The sequence below is a fragment of the Ensifer sp. ENS11 genome, from assembly GCF_014851895.1.
GTDB lineage: Bacteria > Pseudomonadota > Alphaproteobacteria > Rhizobiales > Rhizobiaceae > Ensifer > Ensifer canadensis.
Window position 1 is genome coordinate 43,963 of sequence record NZ_JACVAN010000030.1, and the last position, 17,857, is coordinate 61,819.

At 61.6% G+C, this 17,857-nt stretch carries 18 protein-coding genes; 2 read left to right on the forward strand and 16 right to left on the reverse strand.

Annotated elements, in window-relative coordinates; genetic code table 11:
- Positions 1-46: 46 nt before the first annotated feature.
- From IB264_RS32015 to IB264_RS32080, 14 genes are all read right to left on the reverse strand, one after another.
- Entirely contained in the window at positions 47-1,360 is a 1,314-nt protein-coding gene (locus tag IB264_RS32015) for a TRAP transporter large permease (protein ID WP_025428750.1), read from the reverse strand.
- Positions 1,357-1,869 (reverse strand): TRAP transporter small permease, encoded by a 513-nt coding sequence (locus IB264_RS32020; RefSeq protein ID WP_025428749.1) that lies wholly within the window; start codon positions 1,867-1,869, stop codon positions 1,357-1,359. The genes IB264_RS32015 and IB264_RS32020 overlap by 4 nt, the downstream gene beginning before the upstream one ends.
- A 159-nt stretch (positions 1,870-2,028) precedes the next feature.
- Positions 2,029-3,006 carry a C4-dicarboxylate TRAP transporter substrate-binding protein gene (locus IB264_RS32025; protein WP_025428748.1) on the reverse strand — a complete coding sequence of 326 codons (978 nt, stop codon included), beginning with the start codon at positions 3,004-3,006 and terminating at the stop codon, positions 2,029-2,031.
- 247 nt (positions 3,007-3,253) lie between these two features.
- Positions 3,254-4,531 (reverse strand): L-fuconate dehydratase, encoded by a 1,278-nt coding sequence (locus IB264_RS32030; protein ID WP_084814741.1) that lies wholly within the window; start codon positions 4,529-4,531, stop codon positions 3,254-3,256.
- Positions 4,532-4,552: 21 nt separating this feature from the next.
- The gene (locus tag IB264_RS32035; RefSeq protein WP_057208024.1) at positions 4,553-5,398 is read right to left on the reverse strand and encodes a fumarylacetoacetate hydrolase family protein; all 846 of its coding nucleotides are present in this window, start codon (positions 5,396-5,398) and stop codon (positions 4,553-4,555) included.
- Positions 5,399-5,423: 25 nt separating this feature from the next.
- Positions 5,424-6,158, reverse strand: coding sequence for an SDR family oxidoreductase (locus IB264_RS32040; protein WP_057208026.1), 735 nt, complete (start codon positions 6,156-6,158; stop codon positions 5,424-5,426).
- Positions 6,159-6,168: 10 nt separating this feature from the next.
- Positions 6,169-6,615 (reverse strand): MaoC/PaaZ C-terminal domain-containing protein, encoded by a 447-nt coding sequence (locus tag IB264_RS32045; protein WP_025428744.1) that lies wholly within the window; start codon positions 6,613-6,615, stop codon positions 6,169-6,171.
- A 2-nt stretch (positions 6,616-6,617) separates the two neighbouring features.
- The gene (locus IB264_RS32050; RefSeq protein ID WP_057208028.1) at positions 6,618-7,697 is read right to left on the reverse strand and encodes a Gfo/Idh/MocA family protein; all 1,080 of its coding nucleotides are present in this window, start codon (positions 7,695-7,697) and stop codon (positions 6,618-6,620) included.
- Positions 7,690-8,040: an L-rhamnose mutarotase gene (locus IB264_RS32055; protein ID WP_057208030.1), complete on the reverse strand. Its 351-nt coding sequence runs from the start codon at positions 8,038-8,040 to the stop codon at positions 7,690-7,692. Before IB264_RS32055 ends, IB264_RS32050 begins: the two co-directional genes overlap by 8 nt.
- 10 nt (positions 8,041-8,050) lie before the next feature.
- Positions 8,051-9,163: a mandelate racemase/muconate lactonizing enzyme family protein gene (locus tag IB264_RS32060; RefSeq protein ID WP_057208031.1), complete on the reverse strand. Its 1,113-nt coding sequence runs from the start codon at positions 9,161-9,163 to the stop codon at positions 8,051-8,053.
- A 1-nt stretch (position 9,164) separates the two neighbouring features.
- On the reverse strand, positions 9,165-10,262 hold the full coding sequence (locus IB264_RS32065) for an ABC transporter ATP-binding protein (protein ID WP_025428740.1): 1,098 nt from the start codon (positions 10,260-10,262) through the stop codon (positions 9,165-9,167).
- Positions 10,263-10,267: 5 nt separating this feature from the next.
- Positions 10,268-11,134: a carbohydrate ABC transporter permease gene (locus IB264_RS32070; protein WP_025428739.1), complete on the reverse strand. Its 867-nt coding sequence runs from the start codon at positions 11,132-11,134 to the stop codon at positions 10,268-10,270.
- Positions 11,134-12,030, reverse strand: coding sequence for a carbohydrate ABC transporter permease (locus IB264_RS32075; protein ID WP_025428738.1), 897 nt, complete (start codon positions 12,028-12,030; stop codon positions 11,134-11,136). The genes IB264_RS32070 and IB264_RS32075 overlap by 1 nt, the downstream gene beginning before the upstream one ends.
- A gap of 179 nt (positions 12,031-12,209) precedes the next feature.
- Positions 12,210-13,529 carry a sugar ABC transporter substrate-binding protein gene (locus IB264_RS32080; RefSeq protein WP_057208035.1) on the reverse strand — a complete coding sequence of 440 codons (1,320 nt, stop codon included), beginning with the start codon at positions 13,527-13,529 and terminating at the stop codon, positions 12,210-12,212.
- Between the two features lie 167 nt (positions 13,530-13,696).
- Here IB264_RS32080 and IB264_RS32085 point away from each other — a divergent pair, with 167 nt between their 5' ends.
- Positions 13,697-14,485, forward strand: coding sequence for an IclR family transcriptional regulator (locus tag IB264_RS32085; protein WP_057208037.1), 789 nt, complete (start codon positions 13,697-13,699; stop codon positions 14,483-14,485).
- 117 nt (positions 14,486-14,602) lie between these two features.
- On the forward strand, positions 14,603-15,439 hold the full coding sequence (locus IB264_RS32090) for an amidohydrolase (RefSeq protein WP_057208039.1): 837 nt from the start codon (positions 14,603-14,605) through the stop codon (positions 15,437-15,439).
- Positions 15,440-15,556: 117 nt separating this feature from the next.
- On the opposite strand, the gene IB264_RS32095 is transcribed toward IB264_RS32090, so the two are convergent.
- Together IB264_RS32095 and IB264_RS32100 are read right to left on the reverse strand one after the other, a co-directional pair.
- Complete coding sequence (locus IB264_RS32095; protein WP_057208041.1) at positions 15,557-16,693, reverse strand: ABC transporter substrate-binding protein; 1,137 nt, start codon at positions 16,691-16,693, stop codon at positions 15,557-15,559.
- The gene (locus IB264_RS32100) at positions 16,690-17,850 is read right to left on the reverse strand and encodes a CaiB/BaiF CoA-transferase family protein (RefSeq protein ID WP_025428733.1); all 1,161 of its coding nucleotides are present in this window, start codon (positions 17,848-17,850) and stop codon (positions 16,690-16,692) included. The genes IB264_RS32095 and IB264_RS32100 overlap by 4 nt, the downstream gene beginning before the upstream one ends.
- Positions 17,851-17,857 lie beyond the last annotated feature (7 nt).

A 17,857-nucleotide genomic window follows, 5' to 3' on the forward strand; every position in this document is an offset into this window, starting at 1 on the left:
TGCTAGCAGTTGCCGGCCGCAGTTCTTCATTGCGGCCGGCAATCGACTATTGAACTGCCGTGGTCCCGTAAACGAGGTTCGGCAGCCAGAGCGAAAGCTGCGGGAACATGCTGAGCATCAGCAACAGCACCATCATCATCGCGAGATAGGGCAGCACTTCGCGTGCATAGGCCATCATCGGAACCTTCAGCACCATCGACGAGATGTACATCAGACCACCGACCGGCGGCGTAATGCCGGCAATGGTCAGGTTGGTGATGAAGACGACGCCGAAATGCACGCGATCGATACCGACGCCGTCGATGATCGGGATCAGCATCGGCGTGAGGATGATCAGCGCTGCCGACCCCTCGATCGCCGTACCGATGACGATCAGAAGCACGTTGATCAGCAACAGCATCAACAGCGGGTTGTCGGTTGCTGCACCCAGCCAGCCGGACATCGCTTGAGGCACCTGTTCCCAGGCGAGATAGAAACCGAAGGCCGCGGCCGCGCAGATCATGATCATGACCACGGCCGAATCGCGCACCGACTCGGCAAGCACTTCCGGGATCTGGCGGATGGTGAACTCACGGTAACCGAAGACCGCCACGAACAGCACGTAGACGACGACGACTGCACCAGCCTCCGTGGTGGTGAACAGCCCATAGCGAGTTCCGGCGAAGATGACGATCGGGATCGACAGCGCCCAGAGACCGTCGACCAGCGCCTTCATCGCTTCGGCACGGCTCGCCCGCTCCTTGCGCAGCGGCTTGTAGCCACGCTTCTTGGCAATGAAGTAGGTGGTGATCATCAGGCCGCCGGCAAGCACAAGGCCGGGCACGACGCCAGCCGCAAACAGCCGGCCGATCGAGGTTTCGGCAAGGAAGCCATAGACGATAAGACCGATCGACGGCGGGATCAGGCTGGTGATAATGGCGGCCGATGAGGTGATAACCGCAGCGAAGGCACGGCTGTATCCCCGCTCCGACATTTCGACGCCCAGCGTCTTGGCAAGCATCGCCGCATCGGCGTTGGCGGATGCAGTCAAGCCGCCAAGCAGCGTGCCGAGAACCGTGCACATCTGGGCGAGTGCCCCGGTCATATGGCCGACGAGGACGTCTGCGAGGTTGAGCAGCCGGCGGGTGATGCCCGAGGCGTTCATGATGCAGCCGGCGAGTACGAACAGCGGCAGCGCCAGCAGCGACACGGACTGGCTACCTTCGGCCATTTCCTGGGCGAAGTTGGCAAGTGGAATCATGTCCATGTTGATGAGGAAGAACGCCAGCGCGCCGATCGCCATCGCCCAGGTGATCGGGGTGGACAAAAGGAAGAGAACGACGACCAGCAGCGACGGGCCGGCAAGATGAAAGAAGGTCATATCAGCGATTCCACATTGCGATGCACCCGCGCGGTCCACGGTCTCTCGACGATCAGGTGCTGAACGAACATGCCGGCGGATGCCAGGGCGAGCGGGCCATAGGAGAGGCTGCGCGACAGGTCGAGCGCGATGGTGTGGACCTGGCGCGACGTCCATGCCTGCCAGGCAAACAGCACCGTCATCACCAGGAAGAAGACGGCGAGCAACAGGTAATTGAACCAGGCAATCGCCTTCTGCCAGCCTGCGGGGAAGGCCGTGACCAGCACATCGATCGCCGCATGCGTCCCCAACCGAACACCGGCAACGGCGCCGAAAAACACGAGATAGGCAAAGGCCATGATCGCCAGTTCGTAGGTCCATGCAGCCGGCTGCGGGAAAATATAGCGACTGACGACACCCCAGAGGATCGAAAAGACGATGACGATGAGCGCGACAACGCCAATCGCCTCGTCGGCGCGGCGAAAACTGAGAAGAGGAATTGTCTCTTCCTGAAGGTGTGAGGTTTCCATGGCGGCCTCGGTCATGTGAAGAGAAGGATATGGGTGGCCGATAGCGCCACCCATTTGCGGTCGGCTGTACCAGTCTCACATTCCCTGTGAGCTGATCTGCCAACCCGGCGTCGACCGTCGAGCCGACGCCGGGTTGGCGGCGGGAGCGAGCGTGTCCGCCTACTCGGCCATCGCCTTCTGGACGCGGTCGTAGATGCCGGGAGTAATGTTCGGCACCTTGTCATAGGCGATGCGCGACGCCTCGACGAAGGCTGGAACGTCGACGTCTGTAACGATCTCGACACCGGAGTCGGCGAGCTGTTTGGCATAGGCGTCGTCGGTTTCGAGCGTCATCTCAGTCAGTTCCTTGGCGATCGTCTGCCCCTCCTCCAGAAGGATCTTCTGCAGATCTTCCGGCAGGCCGTTGAAGAACTGGCTCGATGCGACCCAGGCGGTGAACATGATCTGGTGGCCGGTCTTGGAGACGACCTTGCGGGTCTCGTTCAGCTTCGCACCGGCGATCGAACCGAATGGCCCTTCAGCGGCATCGACGACGCCGGTCTGCAGCGCGTTGTAGACATCGCCCCAGGGAAGTTCCGTCGGGCGTGCGCCGTAGCTGCCAAAGGTCGCCATCATGATCGGCGAGGACGGCACGCGGATCGTCACGCCGGCAAGATCGGCCGGGGTACGGACGGGCTTGTTGGAGATGATGTGGCGGTAGCCGAAGAGGCCGTTGGGCATGATGATCTTGATGCCCTGCGCCTCGAGCTTGCCCGACAGTTCCTTGTAGAGGTCCGATGCAAACAGGCGGTCCGTGGCCTCAAGACTCGGATAGACGTAGGGGCCGGCCAGGATCGACATATCGGGCACGAACTGACCGAGCTGGCCGTAGTCGGTGGCGCTGAGCAGGCTGGCGCCGCTCATCACCATCTCATTGACCTTCTTCTGCGCGCCGAGCTGGTCGCCGGTCATCACGGTAATCGCGATTCGGCCGTCAGAACGCTTCTCGACGCGCTCGGAGAAGGTCTTCATCGCCTTGACGATCGGCTCGTTGGGATTCACCTGCGAGGTCGAAAAACGCAGGCTGTATTCCTGCGCATTGGCGCTACCGCAATAGGACAGAGCGGCGATGGCAGCCGCGAGCACGAACTTCTTCATTGGATCCTCCTGTTCCGGACTCCCCTCCGGAATTCATTCATAAGCGAATGAATAAGTTATTTACGAATGAGTCACAAGCGTCAAGTGGAATGTCTCGGTGCCGCGGCTGTTCGAAGGTGAGAGCGCCATTCCGCGTCCCGTTGGCGGAAAAAGCAAAAGCCGCCGCAGAGATCCTGCAGCGGCTTCAAGCAACACGTTTGAATTCACACCTTATATATGAATACCCTCTCAGGGATAATCGGCGCTACTAGCCCTTGAACGTGTAATCCTTGATGGACTGCGGCTTCATCTCGATCGAAAAGCCTGGACGTTCCGGCGGCATGTAGGCGGCGTTGTGGATGATGCACGGCTCGAGGAAGTGCTCGTGCAAATGGTCGACATACTCGATCACCCGGCCATCCTTGGTCCCAGACACGGCGATGTAGTCGATCATCGACAGATGCTGGACGTATTCGCAGAGCCCTACCCCGCCGGCATGCGGCCAGACTGGAAGCTCATACTTCGCCGCCACCAGCAGAACCGCCAGCACTTCGTTCAGGCCGCCCATGCGGCAGGAATCGATCTGCACCACGTCGATCGCGCCCTCGGCGATGAACTGCTTGAACATGATCCGGTTCTGGCACATCTCACCGGTTGCGACTTTCACCGGGCCGATCGCCTCACGGATCTTACGGTGGCCGGCGACATCATCGGGACTTGTCGGTTCCTCAATGAAGAACGGCTTGGCAAAGGCCAGTTGTTTGACCCAGTCGATCGCTTCACCGACCTCCCAGACCTGGTTAGCATCGATCATCAGGTAGCGGTCCGGGCCGATGACTTCGCGTGCAATGGTCAGGCGCCTGATGTCGTCGGCGAGATCACGCCCGACCTTCATCTTGACGTGATTGAAGCCCTGGTCGATTGCCTCCTGCGCCAGCCGGCGAAGCTTGTCGTCGTCATAGCCGAGCCAACCGGCAGACGTCGTATAGCAGGCGTAACCTTCGCTCTTCAGCGTCGCGATACGCTCCGCCTTGCCGGCTTCGGCACGCTTCAGGATCGCCACGGCTTCGTCGCGGGTCAGCACATCGGTCATATAGCGGTAGTCGACAATGTCGGCGATCTCTTCCGGCGACATGTCGGCGACGAGTTGCCAGACGGGCTTGCTGGCTTCCTTGGCGAGCAGATCCCAGATCGCGTTGACGATGGCACCGGTGGCCAGATGAATGGCCCCCTTCTCCGGGCCGATCCAGCGCAGCTGGCTGTCGCTGGTCAGATGTCGCCAAAAGCGGCCTGGATTGGCGAGTATCTCCGCCGTATCGCTGCCGACGACGAGATGCTGCATGGCTTTGATCGCCATGCAGCAGATGTCGTTGCCCCGCCCGATCGTGAACGTCAGGCCATGGCCCGCCAATCCGGGGCTATCGGTGTCGAGGATGACATAGGCCGCGGAATAGTCAGGGTCCGGGTTCATGGCATCGGAACCGTCGAGGCTCTGCGATGTGGGAAAGCGCAGATCGAAGACGCGCAGATCGGTGATGCGGGTCATGTTTGCTCCAATGAGAATAGATCAGTCGTCCGCGCGTACGGACTGCTTCTGGGTGCCGAGACCTTCGATGCCGAGTTCGACGACATCGCCGGCCTTGAGGTAACGCGGCGGCTTCATGCCCATGCCGACGCCCGGCGGCGTACCGGTCGAAATGATGTCGCCCGGCTGCAGCGACATGAACTGCGACAGGTAGGAGACGAGATAGGCGACACCATAGACCATGGTCTTGGATGAGCCGTTCTGCATCGTCTCGCCGTTGACCTTGAGCCACATCGGCAGGTTCTGCGGATCCGGAATCTCGTCCTTCGTCACCAGCCATGGGCCGGTCGGGCCGAAGGTGTCGCAGGACTTGCCCTTGGTCCACTGTCCCTGGCGCTCGATCTGGAACGCGCGCTCTGACACGTCGTGGACCGTGCAATAGCCGGCGACATAGTCGAGGGCTTCGGCTTCGCTGACATACTTCGCCTTGCGGCCGATGACGACGCCGAGTTCGACTTCCCAGTCGGTCTTCTCGGAGCCGCGCGGAATGACGAGGTCATCGTTCGGACCGACGATGGCCGACGTCGCCTTCATGAAGATGATCGGCTCGGAGGGAACGGTCGCACCCGTTTCGGCGGCATGGTCGGAATAGTTGAGGCCGATGCAGATGAATTTGCCGGTGCCAGCGACGCAAGGGCCGAGGCGCGGGCTGCCGGCCACAGCCGGAAGGCTGGCAAGATCGAGCTTGGCCAGCTCCGCCAACTTGGCAGGATCCAGCGCTGCTCCCGAGAAGTCGGCGACATGGCCGGAAAGATCGCGAAGCGTGCCGCTCGCGTCGATGATTGCAGGCTTTTCCTGCCCCGGTTCGCCATAACGAAGAAGTTTCATGGTGTCATATCCCTGATTTGAGTGCTCAGATGGTCCAGCCGCCATCGATGGCATAGGCCTGCCCGGAGGTATAGGTCGCGCCGGCGAGGTAGAGGGCGAGATCGGCGATCTCTTCCGGCGTGCCGATCCGGCCCATCGGCTGACGGGCGATGAAGGCGGCCCGCGCCGCGTCGTAATCGCCCTGTGCCCGCATGCGATCCTGCAGCGATGGGCTTTCGACCGTACCAGGGCAGATGGCATTGCAGCGGATGCCGTCGGCGACATAGTCGGCGGCAACGGATTTGGTCAGGCCGATGACGGCCGCCTTGGTCACGCCATAGGCAAAGCGGTTCGGCACGCCCTTGATGCTGGACGCAACCGAAGCCATGTTGATGATCGAGCCGTCCTTGCGCGAAAGCATGCCCGGCAACACGGCCCGGATGGTGCGGATCATCGCCTTGACGTTGAGGTCGAAGGCGAATTCAAGGTCGGCATCCTTCATGTCGAGGATCGAGCCGGCATGCACGAAACCGGCGCAATTGAAGAGCACGTCGACCTGACCGATCTTCTCAACCAGCGCCTCGACAGCGCCTGGGTCGAGAACGTCGAGCCGATGGGTTTCAACAGAGGCTTCTGCGGCCAGCGCTGCGAGTGCCTCGGTGTTGATGTCGGTGGCATGCACCTTGGCGCCGGCCTTGGCAAAGGCAAGCGCGGTGGCGCGGCCGATGCCCTGGGCTGCGGCGGTGATAAGGACGACCTTACCCGAAAGACCCGTTGTCATTGTTGACCCCTCATGCTTTGCGTTCGACGACCAGGATATGATCGGCGGCGAGGACGACCTCGCCACGCTGGTTGATAACTTCGCACCGTTCGACGACACGTCCCGCCTTCGGCCGCTTCGGATCGTCCTCCTTGGCGGAGATCGTCACGCGGGTGCGGATGGTGTCGCCGATATGAACCGGACGCACGAACCGTAACCGATCATAGCCATAAGAAAAGGCGACGGGATTGATCAGCGACGCCGTCAGGCCGACGCCGATGGAAAAGATCATGGTGCCATGGGCGATCCGCTGGCCGCCGGGCAAGGTTTTGGCGAATTCCGCGTCCATGTGGTGCGGGAAGAAGTCGCCCGTATGCCCGGCATGGACCACGAAGTCGGTCTCGGTGATCGTACGGCCTGTGCTCAACCTGACATGGCCGAGTTCATAGTCTTCGAAATGGATTGTCTGTTCCAACATCGTCAACGTCCGGGAAGTGGCGCGATCGCGGTTGCAGGCCGCGCGCTGGATTGGTAGGCGGCCTCGACCAGCGCCATCGTCTGCCAGGCGTCGTCGACTGCGCCGATCAGCTGCTCGTCCTCGCCACTAACGAAGCGTTGCAGGTTGGCCATGCGATTGGCAAAAGCGTCTGGGAACCAGGCGCCGTTGAGCGGCACCTCCACCCATTCCGTGCCACCGGCTGGCCGGATCCACAGTTCGTCGGGCTCGCCGCGCGGATAGTCGAGATTGACGCCCAGCTTGACGTATGCCGCCCCCTCGGTTCCCGAGATACGGAACTCGCAGGCCTGGAACTTGCGGCCGAAATCATGGTCGTGATTGACCGAAAGCACGCAGCGCACCTGGTCGCCGTAGTCGAGAATGGCGGCCGTGCGGGTCTGCGCCACCTCATGATTGGGATGGCCGATCGTCTTGGCGTGCACACCGTCGGGATTGCCGAGCAGTCCGCGGATCAGGTCGAGATAATGGATCGAGTGCATGGCGATCTCGATCCGCGGCAACCCTTTGAGGAACGGCCAGAGACCCCAGGGCGTGGCAAGTGCAAGCCACGCATCGAAGTCGACGATCTGGCCGAGATAGCCTTTTTCGATCGCGTCGCGCAGCGCCAGCATCATCGGGGCAAAGCGAAGCTGGAAATTGACTGCCGCCTGCAATTGCCGGTCACGGCAGATGTTGAGGATCTCCGTGGCTGCTGCCAGATCTGCGCCCATCGGCTTCTGGATCAGGGCGCCCGATCCTACTGGCAGTTTCGACAGGATTGCAGCATGCGCTGCCGGCGGCGTCGCCAGATCGAAGATCGCATCTGGGATTGCCAGCGCCTCGGTCTCGGTCGCAAACGCTCGGATGCCCCATTCGGCAGCAAGCGACGCCGCCTTCTTGACATCGGGATCGAAGATGCCGGCGACGGGAAGGCCTGCCTTGCGATAGGCCGGAAGATGCGCATCACCGACAATGCTGCCGGCGCCGAAGATGACGATCGGGCGCGGTTTTTCGGGTGTCGGCCAGGATTGCTGCAGCGACGTCGGATCGAACTGGTCAGTCACGATGCAAGACCTTTCCGTCGTGGTGGAAGACTTCCTCCAGCATCGCCCACCACTCGCCATCCCCGCGCGTTTCGAGCGGCTTCTGGCATGGCATGCAAACCGACCACCATTCCTGGTTCTTCGGGTGCGCGGCCATCCTGGCCATGTCGGCTGCGAAATCCTCGCCGACATATTCCCAGTAGCCGAACAGCAGGTTTTCCGGCTCCTTGAGGAAGATGGAGTAATTCGTGACGTTGCATTCGGAGATCAGCGTAAGGATCTCCGGCCAGACGGCAGCGTGCAGCGTCTTGTATTCGGCGATCTTGTCGGGCTGAAGACCGATCACCATTCCCATTCGTTGCATGGCGGCCTCCCTACTTCACGAATTCCCGGGTGAACTCGTTGATCGAGCGCGCCTTCACAGCATCCCAGTCCCAGGCAATGCCGATGCCGGCTTCAGACGGCGCAATGGCGCGTCCGTTACGGATCTCCATGCCCTTGGTTGTCAGTTCATCGAGCTGCGGAATGTATTCGACATATTTGCCGTTCGGCACGGCGCAGACAAGGCTGACATGCAGTTCCATCAGGAAATGCGGGCAGACCGGAATATCGAAAGCCTCAGCAGCGTGCGCGACCTTCAGCCAAGGCGTGATGCCGCCGATGCGGGCGACGTCGACCTGGACGATCGAGCAGGCCCCCTTCTGCATGTACTCACGGAAATGCCGGATCGAATACATGGATTCGCCGACGGCGATCGGGGTCGGGGTCGAGCGTGTCAGGCGGATGTGGCCGTCGAGATCGTCGGCCGGCAGCGGCTCCTCGATCCAGGCGAGATCCAACTCCTTCAGCCGAGCGGCCCGGCGGATCGCCTCGTCAACGGTAAAACCCTGGTTACAGTCGGTCATGATCTCGAAGCCATCACCGAGCGCTTTGCGCATCGCCGACAGGCGATCATAGTCCTCGGAGCCGTGCGGCTTGCCGATCTTGACCTTGGAGCCGGAAAAACCCTTGGCCTTGGCCTGAAGCGCATCCTCGACGAGGGCTTCCTTTTCGATATGCAGCCAACCGCCTTCGGTGGTGTAGAGCGGGCAACTGTCCTTGGCGCCACCGGCAAGCTTCCAGAGCGGCAGCTTCTGTTTCCGTGCGCGCAGGTCCCAAAGGGCGGTGTCGACGGCAGCGAGTGCCAGCGCCGTTATCGGGCCGATCGTCGTCGCATGGGTGGCAAATTCCATCTTGTGCCAGATGGCTTCGATGCAATCGACGTCCTCGCCGATCAGGATCGGAACGAGGTGGTCGGACAGCAGGCGCATGACGGAGGAACCGCCCGTGCCGATCGTGTAGCTGTAGCCCGTCCCGGTCGCGCCGTCGGAATCCGTGATCGTGACGATCGGCGTTTCCTGGCTGACGAAGCTCTGGATCGCGTCGGTCCGCTTCACCTTCGGCTGCAGATCGACCATACGCAGTTCAATTTTCTCGATCCTTGCCATGTCAGCCTTCCAGAGCCTTTCCTGTCTCGATGTCGAAGAGATGGGCGCGGGAGAGATCGAAGCTCATGCGCACACTTTCGCCTGAGCGAAGCGGACGCGGATTGAGCATGCGCGAAACCCAGTCGCGGCCATTGAATTGGATGAACACCAGCGTCTCGTTGCCGAGCGGCTCGGTGATGGTGACGGGCAGCTCAACCTCGTGCACGGCAGCGGCATCGCCGGCATGAAGGCCATGGCCCGTGGGGTAGATATCATCGGGCCGCAGGCCGAATGTGACCTTCTGGCCGGCGCGGAGCGCGCCGACAAACCGCGGCGGGATGGGCAGACGGACGCCGGTCGCAAACACCAGCTGGCCATGGTCGACCACGGCCTCGTCCATGTTCATCGGCGGCGAGCCGATGAAGCCGGCAACAAACTTCGTCGCGGGTTTCTGGAAGACTTCTTCCGGTGTTCCGACCTGTTCGATATGGCCGTCGCGCATGATGACGATGCGATCGGAAAGCGTCATCGCCTCGACCTGGTCATGCGTCACATAGATCATCGTCGCCTGCATGCGGGCATGCAGCTTCTTGATTTCGGTGCGCACCTGGGTGCGCAGCTTGGCGTCGAGGTTGGACAGCGGCTCGTCGAACAGGAAGACGTCGGGCTGGCGCACGATCGCACGGCCCATCGCCACGCGCTGGCGCTGGCCGCCGGACAGCTGCGACGGGCGACGTTCCAGCAGATGGCCGAGATCGAGAATGGTCGCAGCCTCATCGACGCGCGCCTTGATGTCGTCAGTAGAGCGGCCGGCGATCTTCAGCGAGAAACCCATGTTCTCGGCGACCGTCATATGCGGATAGAGCGCGTAGGACTGGAAGACCATCGAGATGTTGCGGGCGCGCGGCGGCAGGTCGTTGACCTTGCGGCCACCGATCTCGATGGCTCCGCCGCTGACATCTTCGAGGCCGGCGATCATGCGCAGCGTCGTCGATTTGCCGCAACCGGACGGGCCGACCAGGGCGATGAACTCGCGGTCTTTCACCTCGAGATCGATGCCGTGAACGACTTCGAGCGCGCCATAGCGTTTGACCAGTTTCCTGAGGGTGACAGGAGCCATGAATGTTATCCTTTCACCGCGCCGAAGGTGAGGCCCGAAACGAGGTGCTTTTGAATGATGAAGGTGAGCGTGAGCGCCGGGACGATCATGACCACGGCGAGCGCGCACATACCGCGCCAGTCGATCGTGAACTCGGCGGTGTAGTCGAGCAGGCCGACGGGCAGAGTTTTCGAGTTGACCGAGCGGGTGATCTGCGAGGCCAGAGCATATTCATTCCAGGACGTGAGGAAGGCGAAGATGCCCGCGGAGGCAATGCCGGGGCCAGCAAGCGGAAACTCCACCTGCCAGAATGCCTGCCAGGGTGTGCAGCCGTCGATCTGGGCGGCTTCCGCCAGATCCTTCGGTACCTGACGGAAGAAGCCGTCGATCAGCCAGATAGTGAAGGGCACGTTCAGCGCGACATAGGTCAGGATCAGCGAGAAATGCGTGTCGATGATGCCGGTGCGGGCATAGATCATGAAGAGCGGGAGGGACAACGCGATGCCGGGAACGGCGCGCGTCAGCATGAAGCCGAGGAAAATCGCCGACTTTGCCTTGAAGCGGTAACGGGCAAAGGCATAACCACCGGCCATGCCGATCGCCAGAGCGATCACCGTCGACGTGACGGAGATGATGAGAGAGTTGCGGAAGTAGTCCCAGACGGGAACCCCGCCCTGCCCGGCGCCGGCGAACATGGCGCGGTAGGCATCCAGCGAAATGCTTTCCGGGATCCAGACCGGCGGCTTTGCCATGATCTCGACGGTCGGGCGCAACGACGACAGCACGATCCAGAGGCCCGGCAGGCAGATCACGGCCATTGCGAGAAACAGCCCGATCAGATGCGCCGTCTTCAGGAGGCGCCGGCGCAGGCGATGTGACGAATTGATATCCATTACCACTCGGCTCCGATCTGCTGGCGCGCGGCGGCGAGCTTGCGGAAGAAATAGACGGTGAAGACGATCGACAGCAGGATGGCGACATAGGCCATGGCGTTGGCCATCCCCATGCGGGCGTCGGCGTAGGCCGTGCGGCCGATCAGGGTCCACAGAAGCTCGGTGCGCTTGGCCGGGCCGCCATCGGTCATGATCTTCACGATGTCATAGGCGCGGGCGACGTCGAGCGAGCGGATCGTCATGGCGATGAAGGCAAAAGGCATGAGATAGGGCCAGGTGACGTAGCGGAATGTCTGCCATGGCGTGCAGCCATCGACATGCGCCGCCTCGACCGGGTCCTTCGGCATCGCCAGAAGACCGGCAAGAATGAGGATCGCGAAGACCGCAGTCGACGACCAGACCTCGGCAATGATGATCGAGATCAGCGCGAGGTTGCCGTCAATCAGCCAGGGGATGGCGCGGTCCGTCAGCCCGAGCGACTGCAGCGCATTGTTCACGAAACCGATGTTGTCGTTGAACATGAATTTGAACTGGAAGCCGACGAGCACCGGTGAAAACATCATCGGGAACATCATGATGGTGCGCAGCAGCCGCTGGCCGTGGGTGGCCTTGTTGACAAGGAGCGCGAGGCCGAGGCCAAGCAGCATCTCCGTGTTCAGTGCGACGGTGAGCAGAAGGACGGTGCGGCCGAAAGCGACCCAGAAATCCCAGTTGCTCAGCACGGTGATGTAGTTGCGCAGACCGACGAAGATCCAGAGCGATTCAGGCTTGGTCAGCCGGAACGGCGTGAAGCTCGAATAGAAGGAGAAGAGCAACGGCACCACGATGACCGCTGCCAGCACGACAAAGGCCGGTAGCAGCAGAAGGACCGGTGCGGACAGTTTCTTGAGCTTCATCAGGCATTCCTGAGGGTGACATCACAGTGCCGCGCGTCAGATATGACGCGAAAAAGACGCTGCAAGGCATTAAACTTGCTGCATAATCCTTCCTGACCATTTCCGATCCAGGGAGTTACGCAGTAAATGACGAAGGCGGCGCCGACACCTTGGTATCGGCGCCGCCTTCCTGTCTCTACTCAGAGCTTTCCTGCGTCTTCCAGGATGCCGGTCGCCTTTTCGGCGGCAGTGTCGAGCGCTTCCTTCGACGTCTTGTCGCCGAGGATGGCGGCCTGGAGTTCAGGATAGACGGCGTTGGAGATTTCGATCCATTCTGCAGTCTGCGGAACCGGGAATGCATGCTTTGCCGCTTCCTGGAAAGCCTGCAACACCTCAGTCTTGTAGGCATCGCCCTCGGCGGCCTTGATGTTGTATTCCCAGACGGCGGTGCGCGTCGGCAGCGGACCGGTCGCCGATTCCAGCTTCTGGCTATCCTCGTTGGTCAGCCACCAGACGAGCGAAGCTGCCGCTTCCTTGTTGGCGCAGTCCTCGGTGACCGAGAAGCCGTGGTGCCCGGACCAGCCCGTGCGCTTGCCCGAGGAACCTGCCGGCTGAACCTTGACGCCGACATTGCCGGCAACCTTCGACGACTTCGGATCGTTGAAGAAGCTCGCCCAGCCAGGCCAATCGAGATTGACGGCGATCGAGCCGGAAGCAAAGCCCTGGCCGAGATCGTCCCAGAGGTAGTTGGTCGTGCCCGGAGGAACGGCCTTGTCCTTGTAGAGCTTGACGAACCAGTCGAGCGCCCGGATGCCGGCTTCGGAATTGAAGGCCGGACGTCCATCCTTGTCGAGGTATTCGCCACCTTCGGCGACCAGCATTTCATAGAAGCGGCCATTGATGGCCTCTTCCTTGCCGGCAAACTGCGTACCGTAGAAGTTCGGCGGGGCCGCGAAGAATTCTGCCTGGTCGCTGACCTGCGCCCAGGTATCCGGCGGCGTGAGGTCGTAGCCGTATTTTTCCTTGAAGGCGGCCTTCTTGGCATCGTCCTGGTAGAGGCTCTTTTGATAGTAGAGCGCCGACACGTCGAACTGCGCGCGTGGAAGCATGACGAGCTTGCCGCCGAGCGTCGAGGCGTCGATGACAGCCGGCACGAACTTTGCGATTTCTTCCGGCGGAAGCAGTGCCAGGAGATCGGTATAGATGTCGGGGTATTGCGGGGCGAAGGAAGAGTGGTTGGAACCGACGCACCAGCTGATACCGCCCGTGGCGATATCCGACTTGATCTCCTTGTCGAGTTCGAAGTGATTCTTCTTCGACAGGATATTGACCTTGGCGCCGGTCGCCTTCTCCCATTCGGCGATGCGCTCATAGAGCTTTTCGTATTGCTGTCCGCCGATCAGCTTGGCGTCGATGGTGACGCCTTCGAACTTGCCGGGCAGTTCCGCGGCGCTGGCCGCTCCCACTGCGCAGGCAAGCATGATGACTCCGGCCGAGACGCCGGAAAGCAGCCTGTTCATAACCTCTCCTCCACTGTAGCGCGCCCTCATCCCGGCCCGCATTTCTCATTTGTGAGAAACTAATTCATATACAAACAACAATTTTATCGCTCGTCAAGGGTGAACTTTCTTTTGTCGGCGGCTTTCTCTGCGTATATGGATATCGATATTCACTAAGGAGGACGCCCATGGACACCGAAGAGTCCGATCGCTACCGCGCCCCCGCGCTGGACAAGGGACTTGATATTCTCGAACTGCTGGCGAGCGTCGATGGAGGCCTGACGCAGGCGGAAATATCGAAAAGGCTCAATCGGAGCCCGAACGAATTCTACCGGATGCTCGACCGGCTCGTGCGCCGCGGCTACGTCACGCGAATCGATGGCGATCGCTATTCCCTGACGTTGAAGCTTTTCGGCCTGGCCCAGCTTCACGCACCGGTGCGGCGGCTGGCCTCCTATGCGACGCCACTGATGCGCGATCTTGCCCAGCGGTCGAAGCAGGCCAACCAGTTGGCCGTGTTCGATCGCGGCTCGGCCGTGGTCATCGCCCAGCAGGAAGCGCCTGATTACTGGGGTATCTCAATCAGGGTCGGCTCGCACATCAGCCTGTTCGATACTGGCTCCGGTCACATCCTGCTCGCCTTCCGCACGCCGGAGGAGCGGGAAATGATGATCGCCGAGCACGCGCGCAGCAAGGACGAGATCTTGCTTGGTCCGGAATTCTATGCCCGGCTCGACCAGATCCGCGAGCGTGGCTACGAAATGATGGCAAGCGCCCAGACGGCCGGCGTCTACAACCTCTCGGCGCCCATTCTCGGGCCTGACGGCCGTGGCATCGCGGCATTGACCATTCCCTATATTGCGCTGGTCAATGCGCCATCTGCGCCTGATATCACCGAGACGATCTCGCTCCTGCGCAGCGCGGCAACACAGCTTTCGGTGCTCGCGGGATCGGATGTGGCGCAATCGTCGGAATGAGCAGGTGCCGGATCTACGGTCGGCACACGACGTCCGCGATCGCTGCATACTGTCAATTTCTTATTTGAATGATCTCTTCTCGTGTGAGAGTGTGAGGCGTATGGAGGAAGCCGCATCGTGATCGTTGATACCCATCTGCATCTCATCAACAAGTCCGCGTTGACCTATCCCTGGCTGACGGGCGTCCCGGCGCTGGATCGGGATTTCCTCTATTCGACCTATGAGGCGGAGGCCCGGCGTGTCGGCATCGGCACGGCGTTGCACATGGAAGTTGACGTCGATCCCGGCGAAATGGAGCTGGAGACGTCAGAAGTTCGGCAACTCTCGCAAAGAGCGGGCAGTCTGCTCAAGGGGGCAATTGCCGCGTGCCGGCCGGAAGAGGACGGCTTTGCCGCCTATCTCGAACGGCAACAGGACGATCCCCTCGTCAAGGGGTTTCGCCGTGTCCTGCATGTGGTCCCGGACGATTTGTCGGACGGCGCCCTCTTCCGCGAGAACATCAGGCGGCTTGGCGGTAACCGTTTTACCTTCGATCTCTGCGTCCTGCCGCACCAGATCCCCAAAGCGATTGCCCTTGCCGATCTCGTGCCCGATCTGCAGTTCGTGCTCGACCATTGCGGCGTTCCCGATATCCGCAACGGCGCCGAACATCCCTGGCGTGACCATATGCGCGAGATCGCAAAGCGGCCGAACGTGGTTGCCAAGATATCCGGCGTCGTCGCCTATGCGGATGAAAGCTGGAATGTCGAGACGCTACGACCTTACGTCGAGCATACGATCGCTACTCTCGGCTGGGACCGCGTCGTCTGGGGCAGCGATTGGCCCGTCTGCACGCTCGGCGCCAACCTTTCAACCTGGGTTGCGACCACTCACGCGTTGCTGGAGCACTGCAGTCCGGACGAGCGGACAAAGCTGCTGTCGGCAAACGCACGTCGAATCTGGAATCTCGCGTAAGGAAGCAACGCGGCCCATTGTGGCCACCCACCCTCACGACAAAGCCTGAAACCGCTAGGTCGGCCTTTTTTGCTGAACACCGGAGATGAGCCGATCGCTTATCTCCGGTGTTTCTCTTTACGCCGCCGCGAAGCTTTCGGTGAAAAGCCGGTTGAGATCGTCAACGACCTGTCGCGCCATCTCCTTGCGCAATAGCCCGTCATTGATGCGATCCGAGGCCGCCTGCTGGAACGGCATGTAACCATCGTGTCGGGGACGCACCCAGGCGGTTTCGAGCGTCGCACGGGTCGCGCGATAAAAGTTTGATGTCGCCGCGTTCACCGCATCGTCGTCCCAGGCGTCGCCGTGTCCCGGCTGTCCGCCGCCAAAGGCGTAGGCCTGGCGCTGGACCGCACCGCTTGCAACCCAATAGGCAAAGTCGGTCGCGGCGTCGATGGACGACGAGAAGCCGGAGACGGCAATGCCCGTTCCGCCAAGCGCCGAACCGCTTGGGCCATGCTGGCCGGCGACCGGAATGTCGCCAAACCGGATGAGCGACGGCCGGAAACCGGCAACCGAGTAGCTGACGTAGCCGTAGATTAACGGCGCGCAGGCGGCTTTTGCCTCCGGGGCCGACATCGCCTCCAGCACCGCGATCGGATCCATCGCGAAGCAGGCGGGGTCGATCAGCGATACAAGCTCGGAGAGCATCTCGAAGGCGGCAACGCCTCCGTCACGGTCCACCAGGTCCGCTTGTCCGCTCACTGCGCAGGGGTGACCGAGATTGCCGCAGAGCGTGTAGAAGCTCATCAGCGAATGCGGCGGTCGCAGCGGCAGCAGCACCGCACCCTTGCGCGCGAGGTCCAACATGCCGGACCAGCTCGAAACACGCTCTCCGAGATCAGGGCGCCAGGCCTGGACCTGTGCCGCGGCATCGATCGGAAAGGCCCATTGGCGCCCGTTCCAGCTGTAACTCGGATAGGATTGCCCGACCGACCCGGCTGCAAGCACGGAACGTTCCGCTTCTCGACCGGCCACATCAAGAGGCGCAAGGCACCCTTCATTGGTGATCTGCCCGACATGCGGGTGATCGATAACGATCAGATCGTATGCCTTGGCGAGCTCCTCGACCGGATAGGTCTCGAAATCCTGCAGCGAGCGCTTCTCCCAATGGATGGCAACCCCGGTCTTTTCCTGCCAGAGTCTCGAACACGCCACCATGGGGTCGTAACCGCGTGGATGGCTCCACGTCATGCCCTTGAGGGTGACGGTCATAGGCCGAACTCCTTGCGGATCGATGCACTGTGTTCGCCGATTCTGGGGGCAGCGCGATCGACCTGGGCGCGCCGACCGTTGACCCGCAGCGGCGAACGCGTGGTCAGGATTGACACGTCGTCTTCGCGGTTGACCGTCTGCAGCATGTCAAGGGTGCGGAAGCCGTCGCTTTCCAGCAGTTCGTTCCAGTTGAGCACGCGAGCGCACCAGATGTCGGCCGGCTCGAGCACGGCCAGCCAATGGTCCACCGTGTTTTCGCCGATGCGCTCGGCGATCAGGGCCTTGATCTCGTCTCTTGCGGAAAACCACGAAGACGGGTCGTCGCAATAGGGCGCGAGCTGCGGCATCTCCAGGAGGTCGGCAAGTTTCGAGATCGGCGTCATCGCGATCGCGAGGTAGCCGTCCTTGGCGGGGTAGACCCCGTAGGGCGCCGACAGATAGGCGTGGGCGCTGCGGAAATCCGAGCGCTTCGGCAGCCGCCTGCCGTCGTTGAGATGGGTCGTCAGCACCTCGAACTGGAAGTCGACCAGCGCTTCGAGCAGGCTGGTTTCAATCAGGCTGCCCTTGCCGGAGATGCCGCGGCGGACGAGACCAGCAAGAATGCCCTGGGCGGCTGCAGCGCCGGCAAGCATATCGCCAATGGCAAGACCGAAGGGGACCGGCCCTTGCGCTTCGTCGCCGTTCAACCACATCACGCCGGAGCGCGCCTGCGCCAGCAGGTCCTGACCGGGCCGCTTGACCCAAGGGCCCTCCTCTCCATAACCGCTGATCGAAGCGTAGACGATGCGCGGGTTGATCGCCCGAACGGCCTCGTAGTCCAAGCCCAGCCGTTGAATGACGCCAGGTCGGAAGTTCTGGATCAGGACGTCGGCCTTGGCGAGCAGCGCCTTCAGCGCCGCGACATCGGATTCGTCCTTGAGATCGATTGCCAGACTTTCCTTAGCGCGATTGATCGCATGGAAGATGGTGGAATCGCCACCGATCTCGGTGTCGCTGAGATAGAGGCGGCGCGATAGATCGCCGCCATCCGGGCGCTCGATCTTGATGACGCGCGCGCCCAGGTCCATCAGCCGTAGAGAGCAATAGGGACCGGAGAGAAACTGGCTCATGTCGACGACGACAAGGCCGGCCAAAGGCAGTTCGTTTTCCTCGTGCATCGCTGTT

What these genes read in the sequence shown, in the direction of transcription:
- IB264_RS32015 (WP_025428750.1), bottom strand. Translation starts at nt 1,360, where the DNA reads ATGACCTTCTTTCATCTTGCCGGCCCGTCGCTGCTGGTCGTCGTTCTC.
- IB264_RS32020 (WP_025428749.1), bottom strand. Translation starts at nt 1,869, where the DNA reads ATGGAAACCTCACACCTTCAGGAAGAGACAATTCCTCTTCTCAGTTTT.
- IB264_RS32025 (WP_025428748.1), bottom strand. Translation starts at nt 3,006, where the DNA reads ATGAAGAAGTTCGTGCTCGCGGCTGCCATCGCCGCTCTGTCCTATTGC.
- IB264_RS32030 (WP_084814741.1), bottom strand. Translation starts at nt 4,531, where the DNA reads ATGACCCGCATCACCGATCTGCGCGTCTTCGATCTGCGCTTTCCCACA.
- IB264_RS32035 (WP_057208024.1), bottom strand. Translation starts at nt 5,398, where the DNA reads ATGAAACTTCTTCGTTATGGCGAACCGGGGCAGGAAAAGCCTGCAATC.
- IB264_RS32040 (WP_057208026.1), bottom strand. Translation starts at nt 6,158, where the DNA reads ATGACAACGGGTCTTTCGGGTAAGGTCGTCCTTATCACCGCCGCAGCC.
- IB264_RS32045 (WP_025428744.1), bottom strand. Translation starts at nt 6,615, where the DNA reads ATGTTGGAACAGACAATCCATTTCGAAGACTATGAACTCGGCCATGTC.
- IB264_RS32055 (WP_057208030.1), bottom strand. Translation starts at nt 8,040, where the DNA reads ATGCAACGAATGGGAATGGTGATCGGTCTTCAGCCCGACAAGATCGCC.
- IB264_RS32060 (WP_057208031.1), bottom strand. Translation starts at nt 9,163, where the DNA reads ATGGCAAGGATCGAGAAAATTGAACTGCGTATGGTCGATCTGCAGCCG.
- IB264_RS32065 (WP_025428740.1), bottom strand. Translation starts at nt 10,262, where the DNA reads ATGGCTCCTGTCACCCTCAGGAAACTGGTCAAACGCTATGGCGCGCTC.
- IB264_RS32070 (WP_025428739.1), bottom strand. Translation starts at nt 11,134, where the DNA reads ATGGATATCAATTCGTCACATCGCCTGCGCCGGCGCCTCCTGAAGACG.
- IB264_RS32075 (WP_025428738.1), bottom strand. Translation starts at nt 12,030, where the DNA reads ATGAAGCTCAAGAAACTGTCCGCACCGGTCCTTCTGCTGCTACCGGCC.
- IB264_RS32080 (WP_057208035.1), bottom strand. Translation starts at nt 13,529, where the DNA reads ATGAACAGGCTGCTTTCCGGCGTCTCGGCCGGAGTCATCATGCTTGCC.
- IB264_RS32085 (WP_057208037.1), top strand. Translation starts at nt 13,697, where the DNA reads ATGGACACCGAAGAGTCCGATCGCTACCGCGCCCCCGCGCTGGACAAG.
- IB264_RS32095 (WP_057208041.1), bottom strand. Translation starts at nt 16,693, where the DNA reads ATGACCGTCACCCTCAAGGGCATGACGTGGAGCCATCCACGCGGTTAC.
- IB264_RS32100 (WP_025428733.1), bottom strand. Translation starts at nt 17,850, where the DNA reads ATGCACGAGGAAAACGAACTGCCTTTGGCCGGCCTTGTCGTCGTCGAC.